The following is a 17,032-nucleotide window of genomic DNA, read 5'->3' as shown; positions in this document are numbered from 1 at the left end:
GCCCCTACTCCTCGGGGCGGGGCACGGCCCGCAGGGGCGTGGGGACCTCGGAGGTCACCGCCTCCATCTCACCGGCGGCCTGAAGCGCCGAGTCCGTTGGCACCGAGGCGAGGCGCGGCTCATGATGGTCGACGATCGGATCGTCGCCCACCTGGTCGGCCAGATCCTCCAGCATCGCCACCGCATCCCGAGTGACCGACTCGTCTTCCGAGTGGACGCCGTGCAACAGCCAGCGCGCCAGGCTCATCTCGCTCACCAACTCCGCGCGGTCGCGCAGGTGGCGGTCCACCCCCTCCGAGCGCGCCAGGTCGTAGGCCGATTCGATCGAGTCCAGGCAGTCCAGGGGCGCCGAGGAGTAGATCCACGCCAGGTCCTCCGCCGGGTCGCCCACATGCGCCTGGCCGAACCCGCTCATCGCCACCACGGTGCCCCCGGCGGTCAGGACGTTCTCCGCGGCCATGTCCCCATGGACCACCACCGGCCGGAAGCGCCACAGCGCCGCGTCCTCCAGGGCCTGCTCCCAGCGCGAGAGCACCGAGGACGGCACCTTGCCCGTGCTCGCGGCTTCATCGAGCAGCGCCAGCCACGAGCCCCGCACCTCATTCGCGTCGTGCACCGGCATACCCGCCTCCGACACGACGGCGGTGGGAAGCTCATGCAGCTCACCCAGCGCCTTGCCGAGCCCCGCCGACAATCCCGGCCCCGGGTGCAGGGACATCAGATTGATCGGCCGGCCCGCCATATGGGAGCGGACCTGTATGCAGGCGCCGTTGCGCCTGAGGAATCCGGCCGGCCGGGGCACGTCGAAGGACAGGAGCCCGCCGTCCACGACCCTGCCGATGCGCCGCAGCACCTCCGCCTCGGCCACCAGCTCGGCGCCGGTGAGGTCGTCGAGGGCCTCGTGGACCTCCCAATGGCGCCCCCGGGTGTCGATGACGCCGACCACCCTCAGATGCGCGGAATCCAACTGGGGCAGCGCCAGGCGGGCCGGGTCCAGGCCCCGCACCGCGATCGACGCCATGGCGGCCAAGGCCAGCGCTGAGCGGTGCTCGACCGGCGTCCCCTCCGGCGCGCCCGCGCTCTCGGGGACCTCGGCGCGCTCAGGGGAGGGGATCGCCTCGTCGGCGTCCTCGGGGGAGGCCTGCTCGCCGTCGGGCAGTACCCCGTGCCCGGGCCTCTCGCCCTTCGAGCCCGACGGCGCGCTGGGGGAGGCCCCCGCGCCTGTCTCAGCGCTCGTCTCAGCGTTCATCTCCATGGCCGGGTCCGGGGCGGGGTCCGTGGGCGTCATGACCCAACCGTAGGCGAGGCGCGGCATCTCGCGCAGCCGCCGCGCCTGGCCCGCTCGCCTGGTGAGCGGGCCAGTGGCGCCCCTACAAGCACCATCCCCGCCATCCATGCGGTTATCCACAGGTTCGCCGAATGGGGTAGCGCGAGGCGCGGATCCTCGCTTAGTCTCGGTTCGCGTCCGATCGTCCCAGGTCGGAGCCGCGATCCGACCATAGCGCCGGCCCCTGACCTCGACTGGTCCCCCGAGCCAGACGCCCCTCCTCCCGCTCGACCACCGAGGAACCCCATGGACGCCGCGACGCTGCTGCACACAGAGGTCCGCGAGCTCGTGCGCCGTCGCGGCATCGATCCCCTCTCCGAGCCCGGATCCCTGGCCGGTCTCGTCAGGGAGGCCTCCGCTGATTACCTCGCCCGTGCTGACGCCGGACTCGTCCCGCCCCTGCTCGATCCCGAGGCGGCCACCGCCGACATCATCGACGCCCTGGCCGGCATGGGGCCCCTCCAGCGCTACCTCGACGACGACGAGGTCGAGGAGATCTGGGTCAATGGCGCGGATCGCGTCTTCGTGGCCCGCTCGGGCCGCCCCGAGCTGACCACCACCCTCCTGGCCGAAGGCGACCTGCGCGTCCTCGTCGAGCGCATGCTGCGCGTCTCCGGGCGCCGCCTCGATATGTCCAGTCCCTTCGTCGACGCGCAGCTGCCCGGCGGCGAGCGCCTCCACGTGGTCATCCCGCCCATCACCGGCGCCCACTGGGCGGTCAACATCCGCAAGCACATGGCCCGCGCCGGCCGCCTGACCGATCTCGTCCGCCTCGGCTCCCTGCCGGCCAGGGCGGCCGCCTTCCTCGACGCCTCCGTGCAGGCGGGCCTCAACATCCTCGTCTCGGGGGCAACCCAGGCTGGCAAGACCACCATGGTCCGCGCCCTGGCCGGGGCCATCCCCGCCGGGCAGCGCATCATCACCTGCGAGGAGGTCTTCGAGCTCTCCCTGCGCAACCGCGACTGCGTGGCCATGCAGACCCGCCCCGCCAATCTTGAGGGCGCCGGTGAGATCACCCTGCGGCGCCTGGTCAAGGAGGCGCTGCGCATGCGCCCCGACCGCCTCCTCATCGGCGAGGTCCGGGAGGCCGAGGCCCTCGATCTGCTCATCGCGATGAACTCCGGCCTGCCGGCCATGTCCACCCTCCACGCCAACTCGGCCAGGGAGGCCGTCGTCAAGATCTGCACCCTGCCTCTGCTCGCCGGGGAGAACGTCTCCGCCGCCTTCGTCATGCCCACGGTCGCCAGCGCCATCGACCTCGTCGTTCACCTCGGCCTCGACGCCGCCGGCCGCCGCACCGTGCGAGAGATCCACGCCGTCACGGGCCGGGTCGAGAACGGCGTCATCGAACTGGCCGACCTCTTCCACCGCGACCGGGCTGACCGCCTCGTTCGCGGCACCGGCCTGCCGCCGGGCCGGGAGCGCTACGAGCGCGCCGGGCACGACCTCTCCCGCCTCCTGGCCGTCGACCAGGCGCCGTCCCTCCCCGACGCCGCGTCACCGGGGACCGCGGCGCTCGCCCGACGGCGTTCCTCCCCGGGCCCCGCCGTCACGGCTTCCCACGTGGCCCCCGCCGGGCGGGAGGGCCACTGATGGGTGCCATCGCAGGGCTCCTGGCGGGCCTGGGCCTCGTCCTCATCTGGCAGGCCTGCACGAGCGAGCCCCCGCAGTGGCGATCCGAGCGCTCCCGGCGCTTGGGAGACCTTCTCATCCGAGCCGGCGCCGGGCGCACGAGCCCCGCCGCCTTCGTGACCGGGAGCCTCGGGGCCGGCGCCGTCGTCGCCTTCGGATTCCTCGGCGCCACCGGGGCATGGAGCATCGCGGCCGCCTTCGGCGTCATCGCATCCCTCTGCCCCTTCCTCCTCATCTCCTCGCGGGCCCGCGCCCGGCGCACTCGTCTGCGCGAGATCTGGCCCGAGGCGGTCGACACGCTCGTCTCCGGGATCCGGGCCGGGATGAGCCTGCCCGAGGCCCTGGCCAGCCTCGCCGAGCGGGGCCCGGAGGCGGTGCGCGCCGAGTTCTCCGCCTTCGCCGTCGACTACGCGGCCACCGCGCGGTTCGACGAGTCCCTGGCCCGTTTGAAGGCCCGCTTCGCCGACCCCGTCGCGGACAGGATTATCGAGGCGCTCCACCTCGCCCATGAGGTCGGCGGCACCGAGCTCGCCGACCTCATGCGGTCCCTGGCCCGGATGCTGCGCGAGGATATGCGCACCCGCGGCGAGCTCGAGGCCCGCCAGTCCTGGACCGTCAATGGCGCGCGGGTGGCCGTGGCCGCCCCCTGGCTCGTCCTGGGCCTGCTGTCCACGCGTCCCCAGGCCGCGGCCGCCTACGCCACGAGCGGCGGCGCCCTCGTCCTGCTCATCGGGGCGATGGCCAGCGCGTTCGCCTACCGCCTCATGCTGAGGATCGGGCGCCTGCCCGAGGAGGAGCGGGTGCTGCGATGAGCAACCATCTCGTTGTCGGGGGCCTGATCGGCCTGCTCGCCTCGCTCGGCATCGTCCTGGTCCTTCAGGCCCTGTCGCGGCGGCGCCCCGGCCTCGTCGCCCGTCTCGAACCCTATGTCCAGGAGCGGCCCCGCGGATCCGCGCTCCTGCGCGCCCCCGGTCCTGGCGGGAAGACCGTTCCAGGCCTGCTGCTGGCCGCCGTTGCCGACCTCGGCGGGCTTCTGGAGTCCATGGGGTCGTCCGCGGACTCAGTCCGACGGCGCCTGGCCCGATCCGGCTCCCACCTCACTTACGACGAGTTGAGGGTCCAGCAGCTCGTCTGGGCGGGCGCGGGCCTATCCGCCGCCCTCGGGCTGGGGCTCATCTCCTCGTTCGTGCGGCCCATTAGCGTTCCTGCTGTGCTGATAGGCGCCCTCATCGCGGCGATCGCCGGGGTGGCCGCCCGCGACTGGTGGCTCTCGCGCGCCGTGAAGCGGCGCACCGCGAGGATCGAGGCGCAGCTGCCCGACGTCGTCGAACTCCTCGCTCTCGCCGTCGGGGCCGGTCAAGGGCCGGTGGACGCCATCGAGCGGGTCACCCGCCGAGGGCGCGGGGACCTCGTCGACGAGCTCGGCATGACCCTGGCCGATATTCGCTCGGGGACCGTCCTGGCCACCGCTCTCGAGGGCCTGGAGGCGCGGTGCGGCTGCCCGGCCCTGTCCCGCCTCTGCGAGGCCATCACCGTGGCGATGGAGCGCGGGACACCCCTGGCCGAGGTTCTACGCTCCCAGGCCGCCGACTCCCGCGAGGCCGCCCGGCGGGCCCTCATCGAGGAGGGCGGTAAGCGCGAGATCGCCCAGATGGTGCCCGTCGTCTTCCTCGTCCTGCCCATCACCATCCTGTTCGCCCTCTATCCCGGGCTCGTCGTCCTGCGGCTGGGCATCTGACCGCCCGGAGCCGCAGCCCAATCCCCGCCCCTATCCAAGAAAGGAACCACCATGAGCATCCCCTCCCGCAGTGTCCGGCGCGCCGCCGCCAGATTGAGCGACTCACTGGATGCCGCCCTGCTCGGCTGCGCCCGGCGCGCCAGGGCCCTTGCCGTTCGAGCCGGCCGCGCGCTCTCGCCCGAGCGCGGCGACGTCCCCGGATGGGTCCTCGTCACGCTCATGACCGCCGGACTCGTCGTCGCCCTGTGGACCGTGGCCGGTCCCGCGCTCGTCAACATCTTCACCTCCGCGATGAACAAGGTGACCGGTGCGATTTGAGATCCGCGGCCCGCGTCGGCTCGACGTCCCGCGCCTGCCCCGATGCCGCCGTGCCCCTGGGCGGGGGAGCGGTGAGGAGGGTTCGGCGATCGCCGAGTTCGTCATGGTCGGCGCCCTCGTCATCGCGGTGGCCATCGCCCTCCTCCAGCTCGCGCTGGGGCTCTACGCCCGCAATGTCCTCACTGATGCCGCGGGCGAGGGCGCCAGGCGCGCCGCGCTGGCGGGAGGCACCGAGGAGGAGGCTACCGCGCGCGTCCGCGCCCTGACGGGCGCCGCCCTCGCCGACGACTACGTCACGGATGTGCGGGTCCGCCGCGTGGTTCGCGATGGTCTGCCCGTGGTGGAGGTCGAGGCGAGCGCACCCATGCCCGTCCTCGGGCTGCTCGGCCCCGGCGGGAGCCTGCGCGTGAGCGGTCACGCCCTCGATGAGTCGGCCCTCGCCCGAGCGGGCGCGACGCCATGAGCCGGCTGGCGAGGGCCCGGTGGCTCACCGTGCCGGGCGGGGGAGCCGAGCGGGGCAGTGCGACGGTCGAGTTCATCGGATGGAGCGTGGTCATCGTCGTGCCGATCCTCTACCTCATCGTCGCCCTCGCCCAGGCCCAGGCGGCCTCATTTGCCGTGGCCAGCGCCGCCGACTCCGCCGCCCGCGCCATGGAGTCCAGCGCGGGTGACGCCGATGGCCTGGGGCCGGCCCGCGCCCGTGCCGCCGTCGGCCTCGCCTTGGCCGATCAAGGGCTCGACGACGACCCCGCCACCGCGCTCGCCCTCGACTGCGAGGACTCCGCCTGCGCCCGGCCCAGGGCCGTGCGCGTGGAGGTGGGAGTCGACCTGCCGCTCGTGTCCGCGACCGGGATCGGTGACGATCTCGTCACGATCTCCGCCGTGCGCCCCGTGAGCACTATCGAGAATGGCGTCCCGGCCTCAGGGGGTGATCGATGAGGCACAACAATGCCCGTGCCGCCACGGGCTCACCCGCGCTCTCGGCGCCCGCCCCCTGGCGACGGCGCCTCAGGGCGCTGCGCCGTCGCTGCGCGGCCGAGGACGGCCAGGCCATGCTGCTCGGGATCGGCATGATCGCCGTCGTGCTCGCCCTCATCCTCGGCATCGCGTCGGTGACCTCCGTCTACTTGGACGTCAAGCGCCTGACCGCCATGGCGGACTCCGCCGCGGTGGCGGGGGCGGGCAATACCGCGCCCGGCGGCTATTACGCGGGCGGCCTTCCCGCCGCGCCCGTGGCCATGGACGACGCCTCCGTGCGCAGCGCAGCCGTCGACGACCTCGCCTCCCAGGCCGAGCTGGGAGTGGCGAGCGCCGGGGGCCTGAGCGATGTGGGTGTCAGCGATGCCCACGCCGAGGATGGGAGGATCGCCGTCGTCACCCTCAGCGGCCACTCGCGCCCGCCCGTCCTGCCCTGGGGGCTGCTGCCCTTCGAGGGCTTCGACATCAGTGCCACTGGGTCGGCCCGGACGACGACGGGGCCCTGAGACGGACAGGGAACCGCGCGATGCGCGCTCACCGGTGCCATTCGCACCCACCGGTGCGGGCAGCTCACACCGTTCGGCGCGTGCGGCACCGCCCGGTGCGGAGCGCGCACCAGTCGATGGGCGGCTCGGTCAGGCGGCGGTGCTCAGGAGAGCGGCGGCCGACGCCGCCTGACCAGTGGGCATCGCCGTCGCCTCGGCCGTGGGTGCCGGAAGCACCCGTGCGGCCGGGGCGGTGGCGGGGCCCGCCAGCCCCGGGCGCTGCCAGCGGGCGGAGACGGCGGCCGCCTCGCGGCGCACGAGGCCGGCGATGTAGGCGCGCTTGACGGTCAGGAGCACGTTGATGCCGACCACCAGGTAGAAGAGGTTCGCGACGACGCTCGGCCAGGCGCCCGAGGAGGCGCAGTTGACCATGAGCATGATCGAGCCCGAGATGTTGAGGGCCTGGTACTTGAGGGAATCACCGGCCAGCTTGCCCGACGAGATGAGGGCGTACGCCCAGAGGAGCTCGGCGGCGCCGAGCCAACCGGCCAGGGACAGGAGGGAGGGAACGAGATGGGTCACGGGGGATGATCCTGGCCCCCTTCGCGATGAAGATCAATCGCAGGTATCTGTATAGGGGATGTAGTTTTACTTCATGAACCTGTCGCCTCGCCGGATGTCCGTCCTCCTCGCCGTCCAGCGCTCCGGAGGGGTGGTCGCAGCTGCGGATTCGTTACATATGAGCCCCTCCGCCGTGTCCCAGCACGTCCGCCTTCTGGAGGAGGAGACCGGCGCCCGCCTCATGGATCGCGCGCCCACCGGATCGGTGCTCACTGAGGCGGGCCGAGTCCTGGCTGAGACCGCCGAGCGCATCGAGGGAGAGCTCGCAGAGGCTCAGCGCAAGCTCGCCGGACTCGACGGCGCCAGCCCCACGGGGACAGTCCGCGTGGGCTCCTTCGCCACCGCCGTGCGCGCCATCCTCCTGCCCCTCATCGCCGACCTGGAGGTCAACCGCCCCGGGCTCGACGTCATCATCGAGGAGGTCGAGGAGCGCGCGGGCCTGGCCCGCCTGCGCCGCGGCGAGCTCGACCTGCTCCTCCTGGAGCGCGACGCCCGTGCCCTTCCGCCGGCCCCCCGAGGTCTCGGCGATGTGCCGATCCTCGATGAGTCCTGGCTCGTCGTCGTCCCGCCGGGCAGCGCCGTGCCGGCGTCGCTGGCGGACCTGACCGGCGCCACCTGGATCGCTCTTGATCCCTCCACCGCCGGGGCGTTCGCGCTCGCCCGCCTGTCCAGGCAACTCGGAGTCCCCCTGGCCACTCGGCACGTGGGCTACGACTACGACGTCGTGCTCGCCATGGCCCATGCGGGATTGGGCTACGCGCTCCTCCCCGAGCTCGCCGTGCGCAGCAGCGTCATCCCCGATGACCTGCACATCACTCGGCTGCCGGGCATCGGGGCCCGACAGCTCGTCGTGCGCCATCGCGCCACGCGCACCGAGCCCGGGCCGGCGGTGCGCGCGGTCCTGGCAGCGCTGCTGGAGCAGACGATCCCCCTGGGCACCGTCATGGGCTGATGCGGACGGCGCCTCCCGCGCCGCGACGCGTGGCCCCGCCACCGCCCGACCCCGGATCGACTAGTCTTGTAGTCTTGCCGAGTGGCCATTGACTTCCCCGTGCAGATCGAACGACTCCGACACACCTACGCCTCCATCGCCGCGGTGACCGACCCCGACGCCCTGCGCGCCCGCATCGTCGAGTTGAGCGAGTCCGCTGCCGCCCCAGATCTGTGGGACGACCCGGACGCCGCCCAGGTGGTCACCTCCGCCCTGTCCCACGCCCAGGCGGATCTCAAACGCGTCGAGGAGCTGGGCGAGCGCATCGACGATCTCGGGACGATGGTCGAGCTCGCCGGGGAGGAGGGCGACGACGCCGCGGAGATCCTCGCCGAGGCCGAGGCCGACCTCGCCGCCATCTCCAAGGACCTGGCCGACCTGGAGATCCGCACCCTGCTGAGCGGCGAGTACGACCAGCGCGACGCCGTCGTCACCATCCGCTCGGGCGCCGGGGGAGTCGATGCTGCCGACTTCGCCGAGATGCTCCTGCGCATGTACACGCGCTGGGCCGAGCGCCACGACTACGCCGTCAAGGTCCTCAACACCTCCTACGCCGAGGAGGCCGGGCTGAAGTCCGTGACCTTCGAGGTCCACGCCCCTTACGCCTACGGCACCCTGTCGGTGGAGGGCGGCACGCACCGCCTCGTGCGCATCAGCCCCTTCGACAATCAGGGGCGCCGCCAGACCTCCTTCGCCGCCGTCGAGGTCATCCCGCTCATCGAGTCCACCGACCACATCGACGTCCCCGAGACCGACATCCGCATCGACGTCTTCCGCTCGTCGGGGCCAGGCGGCCAGTCCGTCAACACCACCGACTCCGCCGTGCGCATCACCCACCTGCCCACGGGCCTCGTGGTCTCCATGCAGGACGAGAAGTCGCAGATCCAGAATCGTGCGGCGGCCATGCGTGTCCTGCAGTCCCGGCTCCTCCTGCTCAAGCAGCAGGAGGAGGACGCCAAGAAGAAGGAGCTCGCCGGGGACATCAAGGCCTCCTGGGGCGACCAGATGCGCTCCTACGTCCTCAACCCGTACCAGATGGTCAAGGACCTGCGCACCAACTACGAGGTCGGCAACCCCGACTCCGTCTTCGACGGCGACATCGACGGCTTCATCGACGCCGGCATCCGCTGGCGCAAGCAGCAGGAGCAGACCGAGGACTGATCCGCGCCCCGTGCCCCTGTCCTTCGCTCTTAACCCGAGACCGGTCGAAATAGTGATCGAGACCGGTTGGCAGGGTGCGGGGAACCGGTCTCGCCCCTATTTTCGACCGGCCTCGGCGTGATGTGGCGGGGCGGGGCGGGAGCGCGCTAGCCTGGGACTGGTCGCGACTGGCGAGGGTGGGGCACCACCGGGGAGTGGCCGCCGCCCCATGTGGAGGGGACGTCGCCCGCCTGGGCGTCCCGCCGACCCCCGGAACCACAGGAGCCCCTTGTGACCGCCTCACCGGCCCCCGCAGCCTCGACCACCGTGCCCACCGCCCACGTCCCCACCGAGGGACTTGTCAATCCCGATATCGTCCCCGTGCGCCGCGCGCTCGTCTCGGTCTACGACAAGACCGGTCTCGTCGAGCTCGCCACCGCCCTGGCCGCCGCCGGCGTCGAGATCGTCTCCACCGGCTCCACGGCCGCCACCATCGCCGCCGCGGGTATCGCGGTCACCGGCGTCGAGCGGGTCACCGGCTTCCCCGAGTGCCTCGAGGGCCGCGTCAAGACCCTCCACCCGCGCATCCACGCCGGCATCCTCGCCGACCGCCGCAAGCCCGACCACCTCGCCCAGCTCGGCTCCCTGGGCGTGGCCCCCCTCGATCTCGTCGTCGTCAACCTCTACCCCTTCACTGCCACCGTCGCCTCCGGCGCTCCCTTCGACGCCTGCGTCGAGCAGATCGACATCGGCGGTCCCTCCATGGTCCGCGCCGCCGCCAAGAACCACCCCGGCGTCGCTGTCCTGACCTCCCCCGACCAGTACGCCGAGGCCGTCCAGGCCATCGCCGATGGCGGATTCTCCCTCGCCCAGCGCCGCCGCCTCGCCGCGGCCGCCTACGCCCGCACCGCCGCCTACGACGCCGCCGTCGCCACCTGGTTCGCTCAGCAGACCGAGGCCGACGGCGCAGAGGCCGGCCCCGGCAGTGCGGCCGATGCCGAGGGCCCGGCCGCGCCCCCCGCCTACGTCGGTGCCGCTTACGAGCGCCTCGCCGCCCTGCGCTACGGCGAGAACCCCCATCAGGGCGCCGCCGTCTACACCGCCCCGGGGGCGCGCGGAGGAGTGGCCAAGGCCCGGCAGCTGTCCGGCAAGGCCATGAGCTACAACAACTACACGGACGCCGACGCCGCCCTGCGCGCCGCCTACGACCATGACGGCGAGGTCTGCGTGGCCATCATCAAGCACGCCAACCCCTGCGGCGTGGCCATCAGCCCCAGTGGTGATGTCGCGCAGGCCCACCGCCTCGCCCATGCTTGCGACCCCGTGTCCGCCTTCGGCGGCGTCATCGCCACCAACGCCACCGTCACCGCCGCCATGGCGCATCAGATCAAGCCGATCTTCACCGAGGTCGTGGTCGCTCCCGCCTTCGAGGACGAGGCCCTGGAGATCCTCAGGGCCAAGAAGAACCTGCGCATCCTCGCCGTCGAGGCGCCCGAGCGCGAGGGATGGGAGATCAGGCAGATCTCCGGGGGCGCCGTCATCCAGGAGCGCGACGCCTATCAGGCCGGTGACGACGACCCCGCCGCATGGACCCTCGCCGCCGGCCGCCCCGCCGATGAGGCCACCCTCGCCGACCTCCGCTTCGCCTGGCGCGCCATCCGCTCGGTCAAGTCCAACGCCATCCTGCTGGCCTCCGGCGGGGCCACCGTGGGCGTGGGCATGGGCCAGGTCAACCGCGTCGACTCCTGCCGCCTGGCCGTCGAGCGCGCCAACACGCTCGGCGCCCGCTCCACCGGCGACGCCGCGGCGCCCGCCGCCGCGACCGGGCAGACCGGGGCCGTCGGCGGGGGCGACGCCGCCCAGATCCTCACCGGCTCCGCCCCCGAGCGCGCCCGGGGGGCCGTGGCCGCCTCCGATGCCTTCTTCCCCTTCGCCGATGGCCTGCAGGTCCTCATCGACGCCGGTGTGCGCGCAGTCGTCCAGCCCGGCGGCTCCATCCGCGACGAGGAGGTCATCGCCGCAGCCAAGGCCGCGGGCGTGACCATGTACCTCACCGGGCGGCGCCACTTCTTCCACTGAGGCCGTGGCGCCCGCCCCGGCATGACAGGACCCGCCGCTCCCAGTTCGGCCTGGCGCGGCCCGGTGCGGCCGGGCCGCGACCGGAACGGGCGATAGGGTGGGCGCGTGAGCCAGGAGCGGGACAGCGCCGCCGGCGCCAGCACCACGGGCGGGTCCTCGGCGGGACCCGCTGATGAGCGCCCCCGACGGGGCGTGGCTCCACCGTGCAGCCGCGCCCATCAGACCTACCGGATCGCCGGCGTCGTCACCGTGGCGGTGAGCCTCACCGTCGTTCCCGCCAGCAGCCTGCTGGGGCACCAGCGGCTCGGCGTTATCGCGCTGGTGGCCCTGCTCCTCACCCTCGTCGTCATGCGCTTCCAGCGTCCCCAGGGCACCTGGATCTCCGCGCGCTCGCGGCTCTTCGACGTCCTCTTCGGGGCACTGCTCGCCCTGGCGCTCCTCGTACTGGCCCCCTACGCGGACCTCCCGCGCATTTCCGGCTGAGGCCTACGGGCCGGAGGGTGCCAACCGGGCGGCATCCCATCCCGGATGGCAGACGCCCCGGCCCGCGCAGGCCCGACTATGCGATTCTGCCCCGCTGTCACGGTTATCGCGCTCACGCGGCGATCCCCCGGTATCTGGAAGGCCCCAACATGTCCAACGCACAGCCCGTCGCGCGCAAGTGCCGCATGAAGGGCGGCATTCTCCTGTGGGTGATTGTCGCGATCCTGCTTGCCGTGGCCCTCGGCTCGATTCGCGTGGGCGGCCACCCCATCATCCCCGCCCCCGTTGGCCGCGGCTTCGCCACCTTCTCGGCGGTCTTCAGCCAGTTCCTCAAATTCGCGATCCCGCTGATCATCATCGGCCTGGTCACCCCGGCCATCGCCGACCTCGGGCGCGGGGCCGGCAAGTGGCTGGGCGTCACCACCGCCGTCGCGTACGCCTCCACCCTCTTCGCGGGCTTCGTCACCTATGCGACCTGCGCGGCCCTGTTCCCCTCGCTCCTGTCCGGGGTGATGCTCGGCGACGTCTCCGAGCCCGGGAGTGCCCTGGAGAGCTTCTTCACTCTTGAGATCGCCCCGCCAGTGGAGGTCCTGACCGCCCTCATCCTCAGCTTCGTCATGGGCATCGGCCTCTCGCTCGTGCCCCGCGGCGTGCTGCGCAAGGGATTCATCGAGTTCCGCGCCATCATCACCCGCCTCATCGAGACGATCATCATCCCCCTCCTGCCGCTGCACATCTTCGGCATCTTCCTCAACTTCGCCTACACGGGCGAGGCATGGGCGGTCATGAGGACCCTCGTGCGCGTGGTCGTCGTCGTTCTCGTCCTCGAGGTCGTCATCCTGGCCTGCCAGTACACCGCCGCCGGGGCCATCGGCCGCAAGAACCCGCTCAAGGCCATTCTCACGCTGCTGCCCGCCTACATGACGGCCCTGGGCACCTCCTCCTCCGCGGCGACCATCCCGGTCACGCTGCGCCAGACCAAGAAGCTGGGCGTGTCCGACGCCGTCGCCTCCTTCGTCATCCCCCTGTGCGCCACGATCCACCTGGCCGGCTCGACGTCGAAGATCTTCGCCTTCGCCTTCGCCATCGCCTTCACCCAGGGCCTGACGATCAGCGCCGCCCAGTGGATCGGCTTCATCTTCATGCTCGGCGTCACGATGGTCGCGGCCCCCGGCGTCCCCGGTGGCGCCATCGCCGCGGCTTCGGGCCTCATCGCCTCCATGCTGGGCTTCAACGACGCCCAGGTCGGCCTCATGTTCGCCACGTACATCGCCATGGACTCCTTCGGCACCGCCACCAATGTCACTGGCGACGCGGCCATCGCCATCACCATCGACCGCTTCGCCGATGGCCGCCTCGGCCACGAGGGGGACCCGGAGAACGCCCGTGAGCTCGCCTTCGACGGCATGGCCTACCTCGACGGCGTGAGCGTCGAGGGTGTTGTCAGCCCCGAGGAGCTGGCCGCCTCCAGCGCCGCCGCGGGCAATCCCGGTGACTGAGGCCGAGTCGGGGCCGCAGCCGTTCCTCACGCCTGACGGGCCATGAGCCTGGCGAGCTCCCCGCCGGCCGACATGAGCGCGGCGGGGGCGCCCTGCTCAACGACGCGTCCGCCGTCGAGAACGGCCACGTGGTCCGCCTCGCCCACCCACTGCAGGCGGTGCGTGATCTCCACGACCGTCGTGCCCGCCAGGCGCTTGCGCACGCGGGAGCGCACCCGGGCGTCGAGCGCCGGGTCCAGGTGCGAGGTGAACTCGTCCAGGACGACGACCCCGGGCTGGACCAGCAGCGCCCGGGCCAGCGCGAGCCGCTGGCGCTGGCCGCCGGACAGCGAGGCCCCGCGCTCGCCGATCATCGTGCCGTAACCGGACTCCAGGGCCATGATGTCGTCATGGATCCCGGCGTCCTGGCAGGCCCGCCGCACCTCCTCCTCGCTCGCGCCCGGCGCGGCCAGCCGCAGGTTGTCCAGGACACTGGCCCGGAACAGGTGTGCGCTCTGACTGACCAGCGCCACCTCGCGGCGTAGGCAGTCACCCCTCAGGTCCCGGATGTCGACGCCGTCCAGGAGGATCCGGCCCGCCGCGGGATCGTCGAAGCGCAGCGCCAACTGGCCCATCGTCGTCTTGCCCGAGCCCGAGACCCCCACGAGGCAGGTCCACCGGCCCGCCGCCGCGCGCACGGAGGCGCCTTCCAGCGCGAGCCCCGGCGAGTCGGGATAGGCGTAGGAGACACCCTCCCAGACGAGCTCATGGGAGCCCGCCCGGGGGAGCTCCTCCTGCCCGTCCACGACCTCGATGGGGGAGTGGGCGGTGGCCCACACCCGCTCGGCCGCAGCGAAGGAGGTGGTGAGCGCGGCGGCGAACTCCTCCACCCCCCGCGCGGTCTCGGCCAGGCGCACCACTGCCGCCACGCCTCCCGCCAGGGCGGCCGCGGAGAAGGCCCCCGCCCGCACGTCGTCGGCGCCCACGAGGATCATCGCGGCAGGGCCCAGGAGCGTGAGCAGCTGGACGCCGCCCCGCCGCAGGGACGTCCAGCGCCGCGCCGGGGCTCCGGCGGTCTGGATGGCGCGGTCGATCGCGCCCATCTCCTCGAGGCGCTCGTCCACGCGCCCGTAGCCCACTACCTCGGCCATTCCCTGAATGGAGTCCGTGACGTGCTGAGTCAGCCCGGCCCGCTCCGCCACTGCCCCGCGCGAGGAGGCCAGCGACGCCCGCCACCCGAGCGCGGGCACGGCCCCGATCGCCCCGGCGAGGAAGATCAGGGCGGTCAGGGCCACGGGCCAGGACGTCGTCGCCCCGACGACGCCCACCACGCTCAGGGGCACGACGACGGCGCTGACGGCGGGGGCGAAGGTGTGGGCGAAGAACACCTCGATCCGGTCGACGTCCTTCGTGGCGCGCGCCAGCAGGTCCCCTGAGCGCGCCTCCAGCATGACTCTCGGGGCACGGGGGATGAGTGCGGCGAAGATCTCGCCGCGCAGCAGTTCCAGGGCCTTGAAGGCCACGAAGTGCCCGAGGAACTGCTCGCTGTAGCGCAGCGCCGCCTTGAGCAGGGAGGCGAGCGCGAGCTGCCCCGCCAGGTCCCAGGGGATGCCGATGGGAGCCCCGGAGGCGGCCTGCGCGCCCGTGCGGACGACGGCGACCGCGCCGATCGCCATGATGGCGCAGCCCAGGAGGAGCTCGGCGATGCGGCACAGCGTTGAGCCCACCAGGGGCGCCAGGACCGGCCGCGTCACGCTCAGGAGCCAGCCGATGAGCGCGCGGCGGCTCGGCGGGGAGGGCGGGGTGGAGGCAGCCTCGGTGGCTCCGCCAGGGCCGGTCTGCGTCTTCAGGGCGTCCTGTGCCCCCGGGGCGCCTCGCGCGCGTCTCGCGCCCGTGCTCATCGCTCGCCCCTTCCCGCCCCGTGTCCGGCCTCAGGGGCCGCCCCGGTACCCGACCGCGCTCCGGGTTCGGTGGCGATGAGGCGCCCGCCCTCGATGGTGATGACGCGATCAGCCCCGCTCAGCGCGCCGGCGCGATGCGAGACCGTGATGACGGTGCGCCCTTTGGAGACCCGCTCGATCGCCTCGATGATCACGGCCTCCCCGGCCAGGTCCACCTGGCTCGTCGGCTCGTCGAGCAGCAGGACGGGCCGGTCGGCGAGCACCGCCCGAGCCAGGGAGACGCGCTGGGCCTGGCCCCCGGACAGTCCCAGGCCCCGCTCTCCCACACGGGTCGCCAAGCCCTGGGGCATACCCCGGACCTCCTCGGCGAGATTGGCTATGGTCAGCGCCTCCCAGAGCTCATCGTCGCCGGCGGAGGGCGCCGCGAGCCGGAGGTTGGAGGCGATGGTGCCGGAGAAGAGCCAGGTGGATTGCGCCACCAGGGCGCTCGCGGCGCGGACCCGTTCCTGCTCGGCGGCTCCCGACCCCGGGGCCAGCGCCTCGCCGTCGACCTCCACGGCACCACCCGAGGGAAGGAGATCGCCCTTCAGCAGGGCCGTGAGCGTCGACTTGCCCGAGCCGGAGGGACCGACGACCGCCACGTGTTCGCCGGGCGCCACTTCGAGGTCGATCCCGTGGAGCACCTCGGCGCGCCCCCATGCGGCGCTCGCCTCTCGTAGGCGGATCGCCCCGGAGGGACCCGCCCCCGGGGCCCCGGACAGTCCTGACTGCCCCGCAGGCTCCCGAGCCCCCGTCGCGTCCGCCTGCCGTGGCCCTCCCAGCGCCGCCGCGCCGCTCCGGTCCGAGGAGGACAGGATGCGGCGGATGACCCGCTGGTTGGCCTGGCCTCCCATGCCGACGTAGAAGAACGCCCCCACATGGTCCAGTGGCTCGAGCAGGACGAAGGAGGTCAGCACGATCGCCAGCGCGTCGCCGACGCCGATGGCCCCCGAGCCCAGTCGCGCCACGGCGCTGACCGCGGCCACCGAGATGAGGAAGAGGGAGAAGAGGGAGTCGGTGACCAGGATGACGAGCTGGTTGCCGGCCAGCAGGCGCATGACCGCGCGACGGTTGCCCTCCCCGGCCTCGCACAGCCGCTCGTGCGTGCGCCGCGCCGCGCGGGCTAGCGTGAGGGTGGTCAGGCCCTGGATGGCGTCGAGGTACTCCGCGCTCAGGCGCGCTCGGCTCCTGCGCGATCCCGAGGACGACGATCTCAGTGTTCTGTGGAAGCCGATGATGAGCGTGGGCACGCCGACGACGGCGAGGGTCAGCACAGTGGAGGGGAGCGGGTCCACCGCGATGGCCAGCTCCGCGAGCACGAGGGCCGGGGCGAGCCCCGCTGCGATCGTTGGGGCGAGGAAAGTCTGCCGGTACAGGGCCACTCGCTCGGCGCCGTCGGTCAGCACCGAGACGGTCGACCCGGTGCGCTGTCGGGCCGCGCGGGCCGGGCCGAGCCCCATGAGGTGGGCGAGGACCCTGCGGCGCAGAGCTGCCTCCTCGCGGGCAGCGCTGCCCAGCGACACCGCCCGCGCCCCTGCCGCCGCCAGGGCCGAGGCCGTGCCGGACAGGAGCGCCGAGGCGAGCAGTGCTGCCGGGGTCGTGCCATCGATGAGGGCGCCGAGCGCCCGGCCGGCTGAGATGAGCGACCAACCCTGCGCCAGGGAGGCGAGGACGGTCAGGCAGAAGGAGGCCAAGTTGGCCCGCTTGGACGACGGCGTCGCCAGCGGGATCCGCGTGGGGGAGGGGCCTGGGCCGGAGAAGACGGGCATACGGGCTATTGTGCTGCGGGTCATAGGGTGAGTGCCAGAATCGCACCCCCATC

General features: G+C 72.8%; 16 protein-coding genes and 1 riboswitch. Of the genes, 12 read left to right on the top strand and 4 right to left on the bottom strand.

All coding sequences use genetic code 11. The annotated features are described in order from the left end of the window. Positions 1-4: 4 nt before the first annotated feature. Positions 5-1,288 (bottom strand): phosphotransferase, encoded by a 1,284-nt coding sequence (locus B1H50_RS00290; protein WP_229657886.1) that lies wholly within the window; start codon positions 1,286-1,288, stop codon positions 5-7. 285 nt (positions 1,289-1,573) lie between these two features. Here B1H50_RS00290 and B1H50_RS00285 point away from each other — a divergent pair, with 285 nt between their 5' ends. From B1H50_RS00285 to B1H50_RS00255, 7 genes are read left to right on the top strand one after another with little or no spacing between them, the layout of a single operon-like run. Continuing rightward, entirely contained in the window at positions 1,574-2,920 is a 1,347-nt protein-coding gene (locus B1H50_RS00285) for a CpaF family protein (RefSeq protein WP_080461813.1), read from the top strand. Then, a complete protein-coding gene (locus B1H50_RS00280; protein ID WP_080461812.1) occupies positions 2,920-3,771 on the top strand; it encodes a type II secretion system F family protein in 852 nt (283 codons plus the stop codon). Before B1H50_RS00285 ends, B1H50_RS00280 begins: the two co-directional genes overlap by 1 nt. Continuing rightward, on the top strand, positions 3,768-4,697 hold the full coding sequence (locus B1H50_RS00275) for a type II secretion system F family protein (protein ID WP_080461811.1): 930 nt from the start codon (positions 3,768-3,770) through the stop codon (positions 4,695-4,697). The genes B1H50_RS00280 and B1H50_RS00275 overlap by 4 nt, the downstream gene beginning before the upstream one ends. A 51-nt stretch (positions 4,698-4,748) precedes the next feature. Further along, entirely contained in the window at positions 4,749-5,015 is a 267-nt protein-coding gene (locus B1H50_RS00270) for a hypothetical protein (protein ID WP_233129469.1), read from the top strand. Then, positions 5,005-5,478, top strand: a complete 474-nt coding sequence (locus B1H50_RS00265) for a TadE family protein (RefSeq protein WP_080461810.1) — start codon at positions 5,005-5,007, stop codon at positions 5,476-5,478. The genes B1H50_RS00270 and B1H50_RS00265 overlap by 11 nt, the downstream gene beginning before the upstream one ends. Further along, positions 5,475-5,954 (top strand): peptidase T4, encoded by a 480-nt coding sequence (locus B1H50_RS00260; protein WP_188640685.1) that lies wholly within the window; start codon positions 5,475-5,477, stop codon positions 5,952-5,954. Before B1H50_RS00265 ends, B1H50_RS00260 begins: the two co-directional genes overlap by 4 nt. Next, positions 5,951-6,499, top strand: coding sequence for a pilus assembly protein TadG-related protein (locus B1H50_RS00255; RefSeq protein WP_080461809.1), 549 nt, complete (start codon positions 5,951-5,953; stop codon positions 6,497-6,499). Before B1H50_RS00260 ends, B1H50_RS00255 begins: the two co-directional genes overlap by 4 nt. 129 nt (positions 6,500-6,628) lie before the next feature. Here B1H50_RS00255 and B1H50_RS09485 read toward each other — a convergent pair whose 3' ends face one another. After that, positions 6,629-7,060 (bottom strand): CBU_0592 family membrane protein, encoded by a 432-nt coding sequence (locus B1H50_RS09485; protein WP_080461808.1) that lies wholly within the window; start codon positions 7,058-7,060, stop codon positions 6,629-6,631. A 73-nt stretch (positions 7,061-7,133) separates the two neighbouring features. Between B1H50_RS09485 and B1H50_RS00245 the strand changes: the two genes are divergently transcribed. The 5 genes from B1H50_RS00245 to B1H50_RS00225 all read left to right on the top strand — a co-directional run bounded on the left by B1H50_RS00245 (position 7,134) and on the right by B1H50_RS00225 (position 13,291). Next, positions 7,134-8,051 carry a LysR family transcriptional regulator gene (locus B1H50_RS00245; RefSeq protein ID WP_080461807.1) on the top strand — a complete coding sequence of 306 codons (918 nt, stop codon included), beginning with the start codon at positions 7,134-7,136 and terminating at the stop codon, positions 8,049-8,051. 81 nt (positions 8,052-8,132) lie between these two features. After that, a complete protein-coding gene (gene prfB / locus B1H50_RS00240) occupies positions 8,133-9,251 on the top strand; it encodes a peptide chain release factor 2 (protein WP_080461806.1) in 1,119 nt (372 codons plus the stop codon). A gap of 153 nt (positions 9,252-9,404) precedes the next feature. Continuing rightward, positions 9,405-9,494: riboswitch (ZMP/ZTP riboswitch) on the top strand. Between the two features lie 27 nt (positions 9,495-9,521). Further along, positions 9,522-11,309: a bifunctional phosphoribosylaminoimidazolecarboxamide formyltransferase/IMP cyclohydrolase gene (purH, locus tag B1H50_RS00235; RefSeq protein ID WP_080461805.1), complete on the top strand. Its 1,788-nt coding sequence runs from the start codon at positions 9,522-9,524 to the stop codon at positions 11,307-11,309. A 105-nt stretch (positions 11,310-11,414) separates the two neighbouring features. Then, a complete protein-coding gene (locus B1H50_RS00230; protein WP_229657887.1) occupies positions 11,415-11,792 on the top strand; it encodes a DUF3017 domain-containing protein in 378 nt (125 codons plus the stop codon). Between the two features lie 149 nt (positions 11,793-11,941). Further along, on the top strand, positions 11,942-13,291 hold the full coding sequence (locus B1H50_RS00225) for a dicarboxylate/amino acid:cation symporter (protein WP_080461803.1): 1,350 nt from the start codon (positions 11,942-11,944) through the stop codon (positions 13,289-13,291). 26 nt (positions 13,292-13,317) lie between these two features. On the opposite strand, the gene B1H50_RS00220 is transcribed toward B1H50_RS00225, so the two are convergent. Together B1H50_RS00220 and B1H50_RS00215 are read right to left on the bottom strand one after the other, a co-directional pair. Continuing rightward, positions 13,318-15,171 carry an amino acid ABC transporter ATP-binding/permease protein gene (locus B1H50_RS00220; protein ID WP_080461802.1) on the bottom strand — a complete coding sequence of 618 codons (1,854 nt, stop codon included), beginning with the start codon at positions 15,169-15,171 and terminating at the stop codon, positions 13,318-13,320. Beyond that, positions 15,168-16,979, bottom strand: a complete 1,812-nt coding sequence (locus tag B1H50_RS00215; protein ID WP_080461801.1) for an ABC transporter ATP-binding protein/permease — start codon at positions 16,977-16,979, stop codon at positions 15,168-15,170. Before B1H50_RS00215 ends, B1H50_RS00220 begins: the two co-directional genes overlap by 4 nt. Between the last annotated feature and the right edge of the window lie 53 nt (positions 16,980-17,032).

This window comes from Actinomyces gaoshouyii (assembly GCF_002072175.1).
GTDB lineage: Bacteria > Actinomycetota > Actinomycetes > Actinomycetales > Actinomycetaceae > Actinomyces > Actinomyces gaoshouyii.
This window is presented reverse-complemented; position numbering and strand designations above follow the sequence as displayed.